Source organism: Streptomyces sp. NBC_01428 (genome assembly GCF_036231965.1).
In the GTDB taxonomy this organism is placed as follows: Bacteria; Actinomycetota; Actinomycetes; order Streptomycetales; family Streptomycetaceae; genus Streptomyces.
The window spans coordinates 2,099,535-2,114,800 of sequence record NZ_CP109499.1; the positions used below are offsets into that span (position 1 = coordinate 2,099,535).

General features: G+C 73.1%; 14 protein-coding genes. 4 read left to right on the forward strand and 10 right to left on the reverse strand.

Going from position 1 to position 15,266, the window contains the following annotated elements:
* Window positions 1-17 precede the first annotated feature (17 nt).
* The gene (locus OG406_RS09170) at window positions 18-1,064 is read right to left on the reverse strand and encodes a sporulation protein (RefSeq protein WP_329185212.1); all 1,047 of its coding nucleotides are present in this window, start codon (window positions 1,062-1,064) and stop codon (window positions 18-20) included.
* 160 nt (window positions 1,065-1,224) lie between these two features.
* The gene (locus tag OG406_RS09175; RefSeq protein ID WP_329185214.1) at window positions 1,225-2,178 is read right to left on the reverse strand and encodes a helix-turn-helix transcriptional regulator; all 954 of its coding nucleotides are present in this window, start codon (window positions 2,176-2,178) and stop codon (window positions 1,225-1,227) included.
* Window positions 2,179-2,217: 39 nt separating this feature from the next.
* Here OG406_RS09175 and OG406_RS09180 point away from each other — a divergent pair, with 39 nt between their 5' ends.
* Both OG406_RS09180 and OG406_RS09185 read left to right on the forward strand, forming a co-directional pair.
* The gene (locus OG406_RS09180; protein ID WP_329185216.1) at window positions 2,218-2,790 is read left to right on the forward strand and encodes a hypothetical protein; all 573 of its coding nucleotides are present in this window, start codon (window positions 2,218-2,220) and stop codon (window positions 2,788-2,790) included.
* Entirely contained in the window at window positions 2,787-3,278 is a 492-nt protein-coding gene (locus OG406_RS09185; protein ID WP_164370444.1) for a hypothetical protein, read from the forward strand. The genes OG406_RS09180 and OG406_RS09185 overlap by 4 nt, the downstream gene beginning before the upstream one ends.
* An 18-nt stretch (window positions 3,279-3,296) precedes the next feature.
* Here OG406_RS09185 and OG406_RS09190 read toward each other — a convergent pair whose 3' ends face one another.
* From OG406_RS09190 to OG406_RS09200, 3 genes are all read right to left on the reverse strand, one after another.
* A complete protein-coding gene (locus OG406_RS09190) occupies window positions 3,297-4,013 on the reverse strand; it encodes a class I SAM-dependent methyltransferase (protein ID WP_329185218.1) in 717 nt (238 codons plus the stop codon).
* Between the two features lie 5 nt (window positions 4,014-4,018).
* Window positions 4,019-4,324 carry a 4a-hydroxytetrahydrobiopterin dehydratase gene (locus tag OG406_RS09195; protein ID WP_329185220.1) on the reverse strand — a complete coding sequence of 102 codons (306 nt, stop codon included), beginning with the start codon at window positions 4,322-4,324 and terminating at the stop codon, window positions 4,019-4,021.
* Window positions 4,325-4,437: 113 nt separating this feature from the next.
* A complete protein-coding gene (locus OG406_RS09200; protein ID WP_266851509.1) occupies window positions 4,438-5,508 on the reverse strand; it encodes an ADP-ribosylglycohydrolase family protein in 1,071 nt (356 codons plus the stop codon).
* Between the two features lie 27 nt (window positions 5,509-5,535).
* On the opposite strand from OG406_RS09200, the gene OG406_RS09205 reads away from it, so the two are divergent.
* Together OG406_RS09205 and OG406_RS09210 are read left to right on the forward strand one after the other, a co-directional pair.
* On the forward strand, window positions 5,536-6,378 hold the full coding sequence (locus tag OG406_RS09205; RefSeq protein ID WP_329185221.1) for a helix-turn-helix domain-containing protein: 843 nt from the start codon (window positions 5,536-5,538) through the stop codon (window positions 6,376-6,378).
* A gap of 146 nt (window positions 6,379-6,524) precedes the next feature.
* Window positions 6,525-7,388 carry a helix-turn-helix domain-containing protein gene (locus OG406_RS09210; protein ID WP_266617454.1) on the forward strand — a complete coding sequence of 288 codons (864 nt, stop codon included), beginning with the start codon at window positions 6,525-6,527 and terminating at the stop codon, window positions 7,386-7,388.
* A gap of 40 nt (window positions 7,389-7,428) precedes the next feature.
* Here OG406_RS09210 and dnaK read toward each other — a convergent pair whose 3' ends face one another.
* From dnaK to OG406_RS09235, 5 genes are all read right to left on the reverse strand, one after another.
* Entirely contained in the window at window positions 7,429-9,342 is a 1,914-nt protein-coding gene (dnaK, locus tag OG406_RS09215; RefSeq protein WP_329185224.1) for a molecular chaperone DnaK, read from the reverse strand.
* 144 nt (window positions 9,343-9,486) lie between these two features.
* Entirely contained in the window at window positions 9,487-9,912 is a 426-nt protein-coding gene (locus tag OG406_RS09220) for an OsmC family protein (RefSeq protein ID WP_164370450.1), read from the reverse strand.
* A gap of 191 nt (window positions 9,913-10,103) precedes the next feature.
* Window positions 10,104-11,909, reverse strand: a complete 1,806-nt coding sequence (locus OG406_RS09225) for a vWA domain-containing protein (RefSeq protein WP_329185226.1) — start codon at window positions 11,907-11,909, stop codon at window positions 10,104-10,106.
* Between the two features lie 46 nt (window positions 11,910-11,955).
* The gene (locus tag OG406_RS09230; RefSeq protein ID WP_164370452.1) at window positions 11,956-13,017 is read right to left on the reverse strand and encodes an ATP-binding protein; all 1,062 of its coding nucleotides are present in this window, start codon (window positions 13,015-13,017) and stop codon (window positions 11,956-11,958) included.
* A 130-nt stretch (window positions 13,018-13,147) separates the two neighbouring features.
* Window positions 13,148-15,241: a phage holin family protein gene (locus OG406_RS09235; protein ID WP_267048938.1), complete on the reverse strand. Its 2,094-nt coding sequence runs from the start codon at window positions 15,239-15,241 to the stop codon at window positions 13,148-13,150.
* Between the last annotated feature and the right edge of the window lie 25 nt (window positions 15,242-15,266).

Genomic DNA, 15,266 nt, shown 5'->3' on the forward strand with positions numbered 1-15,266 from the left:
CCGGGGCGTAGCACGCGCTATCCCTCGTCCTCCCCCTCTCCCCCGTCGTCCCACGCTTCCTCGTCGTCGCCCTCGAAGAAGTCGCCGATCTCGTCGACCACCTCGGCGGCGACCATGCCGCCGACGACGCCCGCGGCCACCCCCGCGGCTCCGGCGGCGATCGCCGTGCCCATGCCCGGGCCGCCCGTCCGGTGACCGCCGTGCGGCTCCGCGTGGCCGACGTTGGCGCCGGCGTACGGGTCCGGGTCGGCGTACGGGCCGTAGGAACCGTAGGAGCCGGAGCCGTAGGACTGACGGTGTTCGACCAGCTGCCGGATCCAGCCGTCCACCTCGGTGTTCCAGTCGCGTCCTGCGATGTCGTCGTGGCCGACGGTGAAGTGGGTGAGGGTGTCGTGTCCGGAGGTGAGGAGGCCGGCGCGCTTGTCCGCCTCCAGGACGATTTCCGTCGCGGACGCGGTGGCGAGGAAGGTCAGCTCGATCTCGTTCACCGCGTGCGCGTACCGCGGCGGCGGGGTCAGTTCGATCTCCTGGTAGAAGGGCAGCCGCTGGCCCGTGCCGCCGATCCGTCCCCGTTCGAGGTCGGCGGACCGGAAGGCGAAGCCCAGCTGTCCGAGGGCTTCGAGGATCGCCTCCTGGACGGGCGACGGGCGCACCGCCAGCGCGTCCAGGTCGCCTTTGTCCTTCGCGCCGGCCACCGCCAGCTCGGTGCGCACACCGAGGACGATGCCGAGCGGCTGACCGTGCAGCTCGCTGACCGGTGTCTCCCACGGGAGCGTCACGCGGAACGGCACGGACCGCTCCTCCTCCTCGCCGAGGCGGAAACCGCCCCCGACGGTGAACCGTTCGAACGGGAGGAGGCCTTCGCTCTCGCCGTCCTCGTGCTCGGACTCCACGCGCGCGACCAGTTCGAGGACGATGTGCTCGATCTCCGCGACCGCGCCTCCGCCTCTCAGCCGCACCTCTCCGGACAGTGAACCGCCGGGCGATACCGCCCCGCCGTCCAGGACCGTGTCCACCGCGGGGCCGCCCACGCCGATCGCCCCGAGCAGCCGTTTGAACACCATGCCGGTGTTGCTCCTTCACTCATCGCACTGGTCGTTCCCTGCCGGCCGGTGCAACGCCGGCCGCCTTGTCGGAACTCACCGGGGTGGCAAAGAAGTTCCCAAGTCACCTGATCGGAGGCGCTTTCCCGGCCGAGGGGACCGGCGGGCGGAGGGGACGTCGTCACGTCCGCGGCGCGTACCTCCGGGCCAGCTCGGCGACCGTCGCGCCCAGGCGGGCGCGGAGTTCGGGAGGCTCCAGGACCTCGATCGCCGTACCGAGACGCAGGAACTCGTCGTGGGCCCGGTCGACCGACTCGATGGGGACCGTGACCCGTGTCCAGCCGTCCGCTTCCGTACGCCCGTTGTCCTCGACCGCCCGTCCCGTGAGGCCGCCGGGGTCCGCGCCGGGCGCGATCCGCAGAACCGCCTCCGCCCGGTGCAGCCGGTCGTGGAAGTCGCGCTGGTACCGAGTCCAGTAGGCCGTCAGGTCGAAGTCGTCCGGGCGGGTGAACTCCTCCCCGGGAGCGTTGAGTTCGAGGATCTGGTCGACGCGGAAGGTGCGCGGTCCCGGGCCGGCGACGACGTACCAGCGGCCCGCCTTGAGGACGAGGGCGTACGGCTCCAGGCGGCGCTCCACGTCGGTGGGCTCGCGCCAGCGGCGGTAACGGACGTGCAGGACGCGGCTGTTCCAGACGGCGTCCGCGACGGCGGGGAGGTACGGGGTCGCGTCGGCGTCGGCGTACCAGCCCGGCGCGTCCAGGTGGAAGCGTCCGGAGATCCGGTCGGCGTGTTCGCGCAGCTCGTGCGGGAGGGCGGCGCGCACCTTGAGCTGGGCGGCGGCGAGGACCGCGCCGAGGCCGAGTTCCGCGGCCGGTCCGGGCACCCCGGCGAGGAAGAGGGCCTCGGCCTCCTCGGTGGTGAGACCGGTGAGACGGGTGCGATAACCGTCGAGGAGCCGGTAGCCGCCCGCGTGCCCCGCGTCCCCGTAGAGCGGTACGCCCGCAGCGCTCAGGGCCTCGACGTCGCGGTACACCGTCCGGACCGACACCTCCAGCTCCTCGGCGAGCTGGGCCGCGGTCAGCCGTCCACGGGTCTGGAGCAGCAGGAGGATCGAGACGAGACGGCTGGACTTCACTGACACAGGATGTCAGTGAAGCGGGCCTAGCGTCCTGCCATGGCTTCGACGACCTCCCTGCATTCCAACGGTTCCTCGGGTTCGGCGGGTTCCGCCGGCTCCCCTCCCGCACCCCCCGCCTCCGGGTCCCCTGGCACCTTCCGGGAGAAGTTCCTCACCGTGCCGCCGCCCGTCGAGGTGGCGGGGCGGTGGATCAAGCGCTACCACGTCACCTCCGACCCGGCCGGTATCGAACCCGACGTCGAGCGGGCGGCGTACGCGGCGCTGCCGGGGCTGCTGCCCGAGCCGGACGGCACTCCCCCGGCCACGTTCGTCGTCCTGCACCGGGGCGCCGACGACGGCGCCTATCTGAACGCCTACAGCTGGGTGTGGGACAACGTGCTGCACTTCCGGGGCGCCGCCGCGGGCCAGCCGGTGCTGGGCTGCCCGGACCGGGACCCGACCCGTTTCGTCAGCCCCGACCTCCCGTGGATCGGCTGTGTCTGGGAGCTGCCGCCGATCCTGCACGAGCGGGACGCCTGGGTACGGCACCTGCTCGCCCCCGACGTGCCCGACCTGAAGGCCTACGTGGCCGACTCGCTGCCCGAGGGAACCACGGGAGACCGCGCGTGAACACCGCCCACGACACCGCCGCCGCACCCCACGACTTCGACTTCCTGCACGGCGACTGGGACGTCCTGAACACCCGGCGCACGGACTTCCTCGACCCGGACGGCGACTGGGTCCGGTTCCCGGCGACCAGCCGCTGCTGGAACCTGTTCGGCGGGGCCGCGAACCTCGACGAGCTGGACGTGCCGGACCAGGGCTGGAAGGGACTGACCCTGCGGCTCTTCGACGTGGAGAGCGGACGGTGGTCGCTGAACTGGTCGTCCAGCCGCAGCGGAAGGCTGTTCCCGCCGGTGCTGGGGAGGTTCGGGCCGGACGGACGGGGCGTGTTCTTCGGGGACGACACCCACGACGGCAAGGAGGTACGGGTGCGGTACGTGTGGTCGGGGATCTCGGCGACCACCGCTCGCTGGGAGCAGGCGTTCTCGCTGGACGGCGAGAGGACCTGGCTGTCCAACTGGACGATGGACTTCACCCGGCGGACGGCCGACTGAGCTGCCTGTCACAGGAGTTCAGGGCCTGCGGAAGGCCCGCAGGGTGAACTCCGGTTCCGGGCGGGGGCTGTCGGGGGCGGGCAGCGCCTCGACACGGCCGGCGAGCCGGTGCCCGCCGGTGACGTACAGCCGGCCTGCCCGGATCTGCTCGGCGACGCGGCGCGGGGTCCGGCCCTGCCCGTGGCCCCGGAACAGGGCGGTCCCGTCCGGCGTGAGGCCGTGCTCGACGGCGTACGCGGCGACGCGGGCCGAACCGTCGGCCGCGTGGCCGGCCCGGTGGGGCGCGCACAGCGCGTCGATGTCGCTGCCGACATCGTGGGCGGCGGCCTTGTCGACGGTGGTGACGAACACACCGCCGGGGCGCAGCAGCCGGGCGGCCTCGGCGACCACGGGCCGCGCGTCGTCCAGCAGATGCAGCAGCCAGACGACCGACACGGCGTCGAACGACGCGTCCTGGAAGGGCAGTCGGCGGGAGTCGGCGCGGACGACGGCGCCGGGGAGACGGGTGGCGGCTCTGCGGGCCATGCCGTGCGCCGCGTCCGCGCCCACCACCCGGAGCCCGGGCCGCCCGGTGGCGAGCCGCCGGGTCACGATGCCGGTTCCGCAGGCCAGGTCGAGGAGCGTCCGGGTTCCGTCGGGGACCAGGGTGAGGACGGCGTCGGCGGCCGCGGCGGCCCGTGGCTCGCCGCCTCGGGTGGCGTCGTACCGGTCGGCTTCCCGGTCGTAGTCCAGCACGTGGGTCAGTGTGCCCCGTGGCCCGGGGCGAGGTCCTCCACCCTGTGGGCGAGGTCGAAGTCGAGGGCGGTGACGGCGCCGCCGACGCTGTGCGTGTTCACGGTGAGGGCGATCGTGTTGTAGCCGAGGGTGAGGTCGGAGTGGTGGTCGAGCTCCTCCTGCACCTGGGCGATGTGCACGACCATCGCGGTCGCCGCGAAGTGCGAGGCGAGCCGGTAGGAACGGGCGAGCCGGTCGCCGTCGAGGGACCAGCCGGGCAGCCCCGCCAGCCGCTCCTCGATGTCCTTCTGCGCCAGCGGTTCGACGGCCATGAGCGGGTTCCCTTCGTACGGCGGAGCTGGGGGACGTTCCCTCAGCGTGCCACAGCCGGGCGGACCCGGCCGGGCGCCGCCGGGGAGCCGCGCGGGCTCCGGGCCACCCCGCGTCACCGGCGGACGCACTCCGCGGCGAGGTCGTCCGCCAGGAGGGTGATCGTGGCGCGGCCCTCGACCTGCTCCAGCCATGCGTGCGGCAGCCCGTGGTCGCCGTGCAGGGCGCCCAGGAGGTTCCCGCACAGCGAGCCGGTGGAGTCGCTGTCGCCCGAGTGGTTCACGGACAGCAGCAGCGCGTCGGTGACCGTGTACTCGGCGAGGGCGCAGTAGACGGCGACGGCCAGGGCCTCCTCGGCGATCCAGCCGGCACCGAGGGACTCGACCTTCTCCGCGCTCGGAGCGCCCTCGGAGGCGAGGTCGAGGGCCCGGTTCAGCGCCGTCGTGGTCTCCTCGTGGGCGGGGTGGCGGGCGAGCAGCCGGAGCGCGCGCAGGACCGCGCCCTCCAGGGAGTCCCCGGCGACGAGGTGGGTGACGATCGCGGCGAGCGCGCCGGACGCGTAGGAGGCGGTCGGGTGGCCGTGGGTCATCTGCGAGCAGCGGGCGGCCATGGCGAACGCCGACTCGGCCGAGGTCCGGGTGAGTCCGAAGGGCGCGGAGCGCATCACCGAGCCGCAGCCCTTGGAGTCCGGGTTGACGGGTCCGGGCGGGCCCAGCTCGCTCGCCGGGTCGGGGCAGTACTCGCGCTCGCGGAGCCCGGAGAGGCAGGCGTTGCCGGGGGCCCGGCGGGCGTACAGCCAGGTCTGCGCGGCGAGTCCGCCGCGCACGTCCGGGGCGGGGCCGGGCGCGGTCTGGGTGTCCAGCCAGCGTCCGTACGCCGTGCGCACGAGCCGGGACCAGCCGCCGCCGATTCCCTTGTGCCGCTCCCGCGCGTGCGCCTGCTGGAGGCCTTCCACGGTGAACAGGGTCATCTGGGTGTCGTCGCTGACCAGGCCGACGGCGCCGGAGCCGTCGGCGACCGGGCCCCGCAGGCCGCGCGGGCCGTGTGCCGCACGGATGGCGTCCAGCGCGTCGAACTCGACCGGGTAGCCGAGGGCGTCGCCGAGTGCGCCGCCGAGCAGACAGCCGCGGACGCGCGCCCGGTATCGGGCCTCCGCCTCCCAGGACAGGTTCCCCAGCTCGTTCACGTGCCACTCCTCGACTACGGTCCTCGTATGAGCATTGTCCCGCCCGGTGCCGCCGGCTCCCCAAGTGCCCCCGCGGAGAGCGGCGTCGGTCCGTTGCTGCGCGGCTGGCGGGAGCAGCGGCGGGTGAGCCAGCTGGAGCTCGCGCTGCGGGCCGGGTCCTCGGCACGCCACGTCAGTTTCGTGGAGACGGGCCGTTCCCGGCCCAGCGAGGAGATGGTGCTGCGGCTCGCCGAGCACCTCGACGTGCCCGTGCGGGAGCGCAACGCGCTGCTGCTGGCGGCCGGTTACGCCCCGCACTACCCGGAGACACCGCTCGACGACCCGTCGATGGACGCGTTGCGCGAGGGGGTGGAGCGGCTGATCCAGGGCTACGAGCCGTATCCGGCGCTGGTCGTGGACGCGACGTACGACGTGCTGGCCGCGAACCGGGGCATCGCGATGCTGCTGGAGGGGGTTCCCGAGCACCTTCTGGTGCCGCCGCTCAACGCGATGCGGCTGACCCTGCACCCGGAGGGCCTCGCCCCGCGCATCCGCAACCTGCGCGCCTGGCGGGACCATCTGCTCGCCCAGATGGACCGGCAGATCGCGCTGCGCCGCTCGAAGCCGCTGCGCGCGCTGTACGAGGAGGTGGCCGCGTATCCGGTCCCGGACGCGGACGCGGAGCCGGCGGGGGACGAGGAGCCCCTCGGCGCCGTGCCGCCCTTCGCGCTGCCGATGCGGATCGAGCACGAGGGGCGGGTGCTGTCGTTCATCTCCTCCATCGCGACGTTCAACACCCCGATGGACGTGACGGTCGCCGAGCTCGCCGTCGAGACGTTCCTGCCTGCGGACCCCGCGACGGTCAAGTACCTGCATGCACTGGCGTCCTGACGACGTCTCACCCGCCCGAACAGTGCCGGGACGGGGTGCCCCGCGTGACAAAGGGGACGGTCCGCAACCCGTCGCGGCCGAACCGTGATGGTTCTTCACGGACATGGCACACTGCACGCATACTTCGGCGCGTGGGGAGGCGTGGCGTGAGTGAGCGGCGACCCGCGCCCACCGTGGGGCAGGTGGTACTGGGGCGGCGGCTGCAGGAGCTGCGCGAGGCGGCCGGTCTGAGGCGTGAGGAGGCGGCCCGGGTCCTGCGGGTCGCGCCGGCGACCGTACGGCGGATGGAGATGGCCGAGGTCGCCCTCAAGATCCCTTACGTACAGGTCCTGTTGACGACGTACGGGGTGGGCGACGACGAGTCCGCCGCGTTCGTCGCGCTGGCCGAGGAGGCGAACCGGCCCGGCTGGTGGCAGCGGTACCACGACGTGCTCCCCGACTGGTTCAGCATGCACGTCAGTCTGGAGGGCGCCGCCCAGCTGATCCGCTCCTACGAACCGCACTTCGTGCCCGGACTGCTCCAGACCGAGGACTACGCGCGTGCCGTGCTGGAGGCCGGAACGGTCGGGCAGACGGGTCCCGGGGCCATCGAGCGGCACGTGGCACTGCGGATGAAGCGGCAGGCCCTGCTGACCCGCGCGAACCCGCCCCACCTGTGGATCATCATGGACGAGACGGCGTTGCTGCGTCCGGTGAGCATCCGGGGCGAGGTCATGCGCGATCAGATGGAGCGGCTCCTCGAATGGGTCGAGCTCGACCATGTGACGCTCCAGGTGGCGGAGTTCGCGAACGGTCCGCACCCGGGGACGTACACCTCCTTCACGCTGTTCCGGTTCGCCGAGCCGGAGCTGCCGGACGTCGTCTACAGCGAGTACGTGACGGGCGCCCTCTACCTCGACGCGCGGGAGGAGGTGGCCCTGCACCTGGAGGTGCTGGACCACATGACGGCGCACGCCGCCTCCGCGCAGCGCACCAAGGAGATCCTGGAGGAGTGCCGCCGGAGGTTCTGAGGACCCACCCGTGCGGGCGCGGTGAGGGAGGGCCCGGCGGTCACGCGGCGCCGTCCCTCGTGTCCCGGTCCCGGTCCCCGTCCTTGTCCGGTGACCGGTCCGCTTCCCGGTCGTCCTCCACGATCTCGGCCTCCACCACGCCCTCGTCCTCGCCGGCGGCCTGCCCGGTGGGCGGCTCGTCCTGCGGGGGCGTGCGCTGCTCGGTGCGCGCGTACATGGCCTGGCCCATCTGCTGGCTGACGCCGGCCAGTTTCTCGATCGCGGTGCGCAGCGCGGCGGTGTCGGTGGAGGAGTCGTCCAGGAGCTGCTTCAGGTCCGCGGCGGCGGACGCGACCTCCGTCCGCGTCTCGGCGGGGATGCGTTCCTCGTTCTCGCGGACGAACCGCTCGGTCTGGTAGACGAGTTGCTCTCCGTGGTTGCGGGTCTCCGCCGCCTCCCGCCGGTTCCGGTCCTCCTCCGCGTACTGCTCGGCCTCACGCATCATGCGGTCGATGTCGGACTTGCCCAGTGCCGAGCCGCCGGTCACGGTCATCTTCTGTTCGCGTCCGGTGGCCAGGTCCTTCGCGGAGACGTGCATGATCCCGTTGGCGTCGATGTCGAAGGCGACCTCGATCTGCGGCACCCCGCGCGGCGCGGGCGGCAGCCCGGTGAGGTCGAAGACGCCGAGCTTCTTGTTGTACGCGGCGATCTCGCGTTCGCCCTGGTAGACCTGGATGCCGACGGAGGGCTGGCTGTCGGCGGCCGTCGTGAAGATCTCCGAACGCCGGGTGGGGATCGTGGTGTTGCGTTCGATGAGCGCGGTCATGATGCCGCCCTTGGTCTCGATGCCGAGGGACAGCGGGGTCACGTCGAGCAGCAGGACGTCCTTCACATCGCCGCGGATCACCCCGGCCTGGAGCCCCGCGCCGACGGCCACGACCTCGTCCGGGTTGACGCCCTTGTGCGGTTCCCTGCCGGTGAGTTCCTTCACCAGGTCGGTGACGGCGGGCATCCGGGTGGAGCCGCCGACCAGGATGACGTGGTCGACCGCGGCCAGCTTCACACCCGCGTCCTTGACCGCCTGGTGGAACGGTGTCCGGCAGCGGGCCAGCAGGTCGGCCGTCAGCTCCTGGAACTGGGCGCGCGTCAGTTTCTCGTCGAGGTGCAGCGGGCCGTCGGACGTGGCGGTGATGTAGGGCAGGTTGACGGTGGTCTCGGTGGACGAGGACAGTTCGATCTTGGCCTTCTCGGCGCCCTCGCGCAGCCGTTGCAGCGCCATCTTGTCGTGGCCGAGATCGATGCCGTGCGAGGCCTTGAAGCGCTGGGCGAGGTGCTCGACGACCCGCTGGTCCCAGTCGTCGCCGCCGAGCCGGGTGTCGCCGTTGGTCGCCTTGACCTCGATGACGCCGTCACCGATCTCCAGCAGCGACACGTCGAAGGTGCCGCCGCCCAGGTCGAAGACGAGGACGGTCTGTTCCTCGCCCCGGTCGAGCCCGTACGCCAGGGCGGCGGCCGTCGGCTCGTTGACGATCCGCAGCACCTTCAGGCCGGCGATCTCACCCGCCTCCTTGGTGGCCTGGCGCTGCGCGTCGTCGAAGTAGGCGGGCACGGTGATCACGGCGTCGGTGACGTCCTCGCCGAGATATGCCTCGGCGTCCCGCTTCAGTTTCTGCAGCACCCGCGCGGACAGCTCCTGCGCGCGGTACCGGGTGCCGTCGATGCCGCCCGACTCGGGGAAACGCCAGTCCACGTCGCCCATGTACCGCTTCACGGACCGTGCGGTGCGCTCCACGTTCGTCACGGCCTGGCGTTTGGCGACCTCGCCGACCAGCACCTCGCCGTTCTTCGCGAAGGCCACCACCGAGGGTGTGGTGCGCGCGCCCTCGGCGTTGGCGACGACGGTGGCCTCACCGCCCTCCAGGACGGCGACCACCGAGTTCGTCGTACCGAGATCGATCCCGACCGCACGTGTCATGTCCGTCCCCTTCCAGAAGGGCTCTGTCCGCCCCCCCAGCACAGGACGCCCGTACCCGCTTGTCAATGGCGCGTGGCGCCGGGACGGCGGCGGACACGACGGTGCCGCGCCCCCCGACGGAGGCGCGGCACCGGTGTGTTCGCGTCAGGCGAGCTTCGCCGACAGGGTGATCGGCGTGCCGGTCAGCGCCTGGCTGACGGGGCAGTTCTTCTTGGCGTCCTCGGCCGCGGCGACGAAGCCGTCGTTGTCGAGGCCCGGCACCGTGCCCTCCACGGTGAGGTGGATGCCGGTGATGCCCTCGCCGGGCTGGAAGGTGACGTCGGCGTTGGTGAGCAGCTTGGTGGGCGGGGTGCCGGCGCCCGCGAGGGCGTGCGACAGCGCCATCGAGAAGCAGGCCGAGTGGGCGGCCGCGATCAGTTCCTCGGGGCTGGTCCTGCCGTTGGCGTCCTGCGCCCGCGACGCCCACGTCACCGGCTGCTGGCCGATGCCGGAGGAGTCGAAGGTGACGACGCCGTTGCCCTCGAGCAGGTTGCCTTCCCACTCGGTGTGTGCGGTGCGCGTGGTAGCCACGGTGTTTCCTTTCGCGTGTGGTCCCGTTGCCGGGGTCCGTGCTCCCATCCGATCACACCCGGGACCGGTCCACCCCACGGATGGGGGTGCGACCTGCCGGGCGGTGTACGGGATGTCACCGGCGGGGGCGCGAGGAGGCGCGGGCGCCCCGCTCCCGCTCCCCTCGCGTGTGCCGTTCCGGGTAGGGGAGTTCAGCGCACCCGGAACACCGGGCCGCGGGCGGTGAACGGCAGCCGGGCGCCCTGCGGGATCAGGAAGGCGTGCTCGCGCCGCACCCGCAGCACGTCGCACCAGCCGTCCGTGATCACCAGGATCGGCGCGCCGGGCGGGAAGTCGTCGGCGCGGTGCAGCAGGTCGACGCCCGGCTGCAGCACGGTGCCGCCGCGGCCGCGGACCCGCACGCTCGCGGCGATCTCGGTGACCGGCAGATAGCCCGCGTCGTGCGGTGCCGCGTCGCAGAACACCACGCGTGCCGCCGGTACGTCCCGGGACGCGGCGTACGAGGCGATGGCCCCGAGCGCCTTGCCGAGCAGGGTGCGGTCCATGGAGGCGGAGGTGTCGAGGACGACGCCGAAGGTGCAGCGGGCGACCTCCTCCGGCGGGAACCAGCGCCCGGCCCGCGGGATGTCGGGGGTGGCCGCCTGCCGGCGCGAGGGACGCGCGTACGACCGCAGGGGTTCGGGCCGGGGCACGAACTCGTCGAACCAGCGGGCCAGTCGGGCGTCCCACGGCAGCGGCGGCTGGCTGAGGGCGCGGATCTCCTCGACCAGGCCGCCGGGCAGGAAGCCGCGTTCCTGCTGCTGGTGCAGGTCGAGTCCGCGGGCGAGTCCGCGCCGGTAGAACGCGTCGAGGTCGACGTGGTCGCGGGGCTCGCCGAGCGGGCCGCCGAGGATGTCGCCCGCGCCCTTGCCGCGCAGCGTCGACAGGCGGCGCATCCGGCGCAGGTCCCCGGCGATCCGGTCGTAGACCTCCTCGGCCGACAGGTCCTTCAGCGCCGGGTCGTACAGCAGCCCGTCGGGCATGGCACCCACGCTCATCTCGCACAGCCAGCCGTTGATCACGTAGTCGGCGGCGACGTTGAAGAGGTACGGGTCGCGGGGTCCGCAGCGGTCGCCGTGCCGCAGGGCGGCGTGCAGCATCTCGTGCGCGAGGACGAACCGCCATTCCTCGTCGTCGAGCCGGCGCAGCGGGTTGACGTAGATCTCGGCGGCCTCGGTGTCGACGGCGGCCACGGAGATGCCGTGGGCGCGGGCCAGTTCGGCGTCGGCGACGAGCGTGATGCCGGCGGCCACCCCGCCGAGCAGCGGGTACGAGGAGATGAACCAGCTCAGGGCCCGCTCCCAGGGCTGGAGCCGGGTGGGGCCGCCGCGCATGGAGTCGCGACGGCCGCCCGCGAGGTCCATGGCGGTGGCCATCGTCCGGGTCAGGGCGTGGGCGAACGCGATCTGCCAGTCGGGCGGGCTGCCGCCGGTCCAGCTGTTCCAGGGCACCAGGAGCTGGTCCGGACCGCCGCCCGCCGTACCGCACCTCTCGTAGAGCGGCGGGATGCCGTCCCGGCGCCAGCGGGCGGCGAGCCGCTCCTCGTCCCCGTGGGGGTAGCCGGCCGGGAGGTCCTCGGGTGTGGTGCCGATCGGGAACCCGAGCAGGAAGCGGTTCACCACGGTGCAGCGGGCGGCGAGTTCGAAGCGGTCCGGCTGCTCGCGCGCGCCGGCCGCCGCCGGTACGTGGCCGAAGCCGAGGTGGATGGCGGCGTGCGCGACGGCCCAGGCCCAAGCGGTGGGCTCGGCCCGCCGGGCGGGGTCGACGTGCAGGACGCCGTCGGAGTCGACGGCGACCAGCCCCTCACGCGGTGCGAGCGGACAGTTCTTCTGCCGGCAGGTGCTGAACCCGATCGCGGCGAGCGCCCGGTTGGCCCGCACCAGCCGCATCCCCTCCGCGAACGCCTCGGCCGCCGGATCGGGCCGGGTCGCCGCGGCGGCCTTGCGGGTACGGCTCATGGCGCGGTCCCGGCGCACGGAGGTGTGGGCGCCCCGGCGCGCGGGCTCACCGGCGGGCCTCCACCAGGCGCGGCATGTCGCGGGCCGCCTCCACCAGGAACCAGGCGGGCAGCACGGGGTTGCCGTCGGGGTCGGCGGCGATGACGCTCTGGGCCACCTCGACGGAGATCTCGGCGAGCTGCACGAGCAGGGACTTGGCGCGGTACGCGGTCTGCCGGGTGTTCGCCGAGAGGTGCTCCTTGCCGGCGGGCAGTTCCTTGACGAGCCGTCCGCGGAAGGACTCGGCGAGGTAGTAGAGGAGGTCGCGGTCCTCCGGGCGGGAGGGCCAGCGGGCGTCGCCCTTGATGACGGCCTCGATGCCGAACCGGCTGCGCACGATCTTGACGTAGCCGCAGAAGGCCACCGCGTGCGCGGGCGTCAGCGTCCCGTGCGCGATCACCTTCAGGGTCTCCTCGTCGATCCCGGGCCCGAACGAGCCGAGCGCGTCGGACAGCATGTGCCAGGAGCGCGGTGTGGAGAACGGCTCCTCGGTCTTCGGCGGCTTCGACCACAGGTGGTCGGGACGGTCGGTGAGATGGTCCAGGACCCAGGGGTGGATGTCGTTCGCGGCGGCCCAGACCAGCCAGTCCCGCGGGGAGGCCTCCAGGTGGACGTGCGTGAGACGGTTCACCAGCGCCGAGGCGATCGGACGGGCCAGCGCGTTGTCCGTCGCGCGGTTGCCGGCGCCGATCACGATGGAACCCCGCGGCAGCTCGTAGTCGCCGATGCGCCGGTCCAGGATCAGCGAGTAGAAGGCCTTCTGGACATCGGGGGTCGCCGCGTTCAGCTCGTCCAGGAACAGGCAGTACGGCTCGTCTCGGGCGATCGTCTCGGGCGGGCAGAAGACGGAGCGTCCGTCACGGATCTGCGGCACGCCGATCAGGTCCTCAGGAGCCAGCTGCGTACCGAGCAGGCTCACGCACTCCAGTCCGAGCGACTCGGCGAACTCCCGCACCAGGGAGGACTTTCCGATGCCGGGGGCACCCCACAGGAAGACCGGCCGCACGGTGGTGAGACCGAGCAGCAGTTCCGGGACACGGGCGGGCGTGACGGTGACGGCTGCCTGCACAGGCGAGCTCCTCGGGGATGTCCGGCGCGGGCCCGCGAACGCGGCGCCCGGTGCGGACAGTGTGGGCGCGCGGACCCCCGCACCGCCTCCGGTTTTTCGGGGTCCCGGGCCGGTCGCGCCCCGGCCGCGTTCAGGCCGCCCGTTCGTCCGAGCCCATGTCCAGGGGTACTTGGGGGCCGTCGCACTCGCGCAGCCAGCGGCGCAGCACCTGGTGGATCTGCTCCGCGCCGACCAGGTCGGCGTCCGCACCGGCCGGTGCGGACAGGGTCACCGGTGAGAGCAGGAAGGGCCTGCCCTGGGCGCCGCCGAGGCCGCCGTGCGATCCGATCTGCTCCTCGAAGGCGAGGACTTCGCCCCCGGCGGGGTCGTACCAGGAGTTGACCATGATGTCGGCGGTGTGCGGGAAGGAGTGCGTGCGGCGTACGGCGTCGGCGGCGCCGGGTCCGAAGTCGGCCAGCGGGCCCGGGTGTTCGTCGTCGAGCCGGTCCAGCGGCACCTCGACCCCGTGTGCGCCGAGTACGACGCCGCCGTGCTCCTCGCTGCGGACCAGGAGGAATCCGATGCCGGGGTGGTTGGCGAGGGTGGTCAGCAGCGCGGGGTGGCGGCGGTCGATCTCCTCGCGGGTCATCCGGTGAGGCACGTCCGGGAAGGAGACCAGGCCGAGGTTGCCGGAGGCGAGGACGACGGGTTCGGAGTGGCGCCCCGACGGTCGCAGCCGTTCCTCGCGCTCGGCCCGCTCGGCGCGCTCCTCCACGGGGCGGCGCAGGGCGGCCCGGACGGCGGTCCGCGCCTCCGCGCCGCTGTGGGTGCGCCGCGCTCTGCGGGGCACGGGCAGATCGCAGCCGGCCCGGACGAGGCTGCCGAGGGTGAGGCCGTAGCGGGTCAGGAACGTCTCGCCGGGGCTCTGGCCGTGGTCGGAGAGCACGACGATCCGGTACGGCCGCGGGGCGTGCTCGGCGACCTTGGCGATCAGCGCGAGCGACCGGTCGAGCCGCTCCAGGATCTTCTCGGCGTCCCGGCCGCGCGGCCCGGAGTGGTGTGCCACCTCGTCGTACGCCACGAGGTCCGCGTAGACGGCGTTGCGCCCGGCGAGCATGTCGCCGATCACCGCGGCGACGACGACGTCCCGTTCGACGACGGTCGCGAAGGCACGGATGATCGGGTACAGCCCGCCCCGTTTGACGCGCGGCCGGCGCTGCCTGATGCGGGCCGTGAGGGACTGGCCGATCTCCCGGAAGACCTCGGCGACGAACGACAGGGCGGTGCGGACGGCGTTGGCCGGGTCGGAGAAGTAGGCGAAGTAGCCGGCGCGTGAGCGGTTGTCGCGGCCTCTGCGGGCGGCGATGGACAGGACGAGGGCGAGTTCGTCGGCGCCGCCGCTGAAGAGGTTGCCGCGGCTCGCGCCGTCGAGGGTGAGCAGTCCTCCGTCACCGGTGCGCTCGACGGCCCGGCGCTGGAGTTCGGCGGCGCTGTTCGGCCGGTTGCAGACCATCACCTCCTGGTTCTCCTTCTCGTACCAACGGAAGGCCGGGACGTCGTGGTTGCTGCCGTGCAGGATGCCCAGCTGGCTGGCGCCGGTCTGGCTGGACCAGTCGGTGCGCCAGGGCACGATCCGGTGGGTGGGGCGCGGTCCGCCGAGCCACCGGGCGGCGGTCGGCATCAGCCCCTTGGCCATCGCCTCCCGCAGCACGTCGTATCCGACGCCGTCGAGCTGGAGGAAGACCGCGCCGGGGGTCGAGGGGCCGGCTCGCCCGGCCGCGCGTCTGCGGCGGCGGTCGGCGAGCCGGTAGAGCCGTCGCCGGTAGGCGTCGTCGTCCCGGACGGCGAGGGCACCGCCGGCGGCGGAGGCGACGGCTGACATCACGGCGGCGACGACCACGGCGGTCTCGGGGGCCGCCTCCCCCCGCCCCGAGGGGTTGATGCGCAGGGCGATCAGCAGCAGCGAGCCGTTCAGGAAGAAGACGAGGACGCCGAGCACCAGGGCGGGGACGAGCAGCAGGGCCCGCACCAGGAAGGGCCACACCAGGGAGGACAGCAGGCCGAAGACGCCCGCGCCGGCCGCCGCGGTGACCGCGATCCGGGTCGCGCTGTCCCCGCTGTCCGACTGCACCTGGAAGTCGGGCAACAACCCGGCGAGGACGAGCATCGTGACCGTGGACACGGCCCACACGGCGACGCTCCGCCCCACCCCGCTGGCGACGCGCCGCCACCGTCCTGCGTCCACGTCCTGCCACCTCACGTCCGGGCCC

What these genes read in the sequence shown, in the direction of transcription:
- OG406_RS09170 (WP_329185212.1), bottom strand. Translation starts at nt 1,064, where the DNA reads ATGGTGTTCAAACGGCTGCTCGGGGCGATCGGCGTGGGCGGCCCCGCG.
- OG406_RS09180 (WP_329185216.1), top strand. Translation starts at nt 2,218, where the DNA reads ATGGCTTCGACGACCTCCCTGCATTCCAACGGTTCCTCGGGTTCGGCG.
- OG406_RS09195 (WP_329185220.1), bottom strand. Translation starts at nt 4,324, where the DNA reads ATGGCCGTCGAACCGCTGGCGCAGAAGGACATCGAGGAGCGGCTGGCG.
- OG406_RS09205 (WP_329185221.1), top strand. Translation starts at nt 5,536, where the DNA reads ATGAGCATTGTCCCGCCCGGTGCCGCCGGCTCCCCAAGTGCCCCCGCG.
- dnaK (WP_329185224.1), bottom strand. Translation starts at nt 9,342, where the DNA reads ATGACACGTGCGGTCGGGATCGATCTCGGTACGACGAACTCGGTGGTC.
- OG406_RS09225 (WP_329185226.1), bottom strand. Translation starts at nt 11,909, where the DNA reads ATGAGCCGTACCCGCAAGGCCGCCGCGGCGACCCGGCCCGATCCGGCG.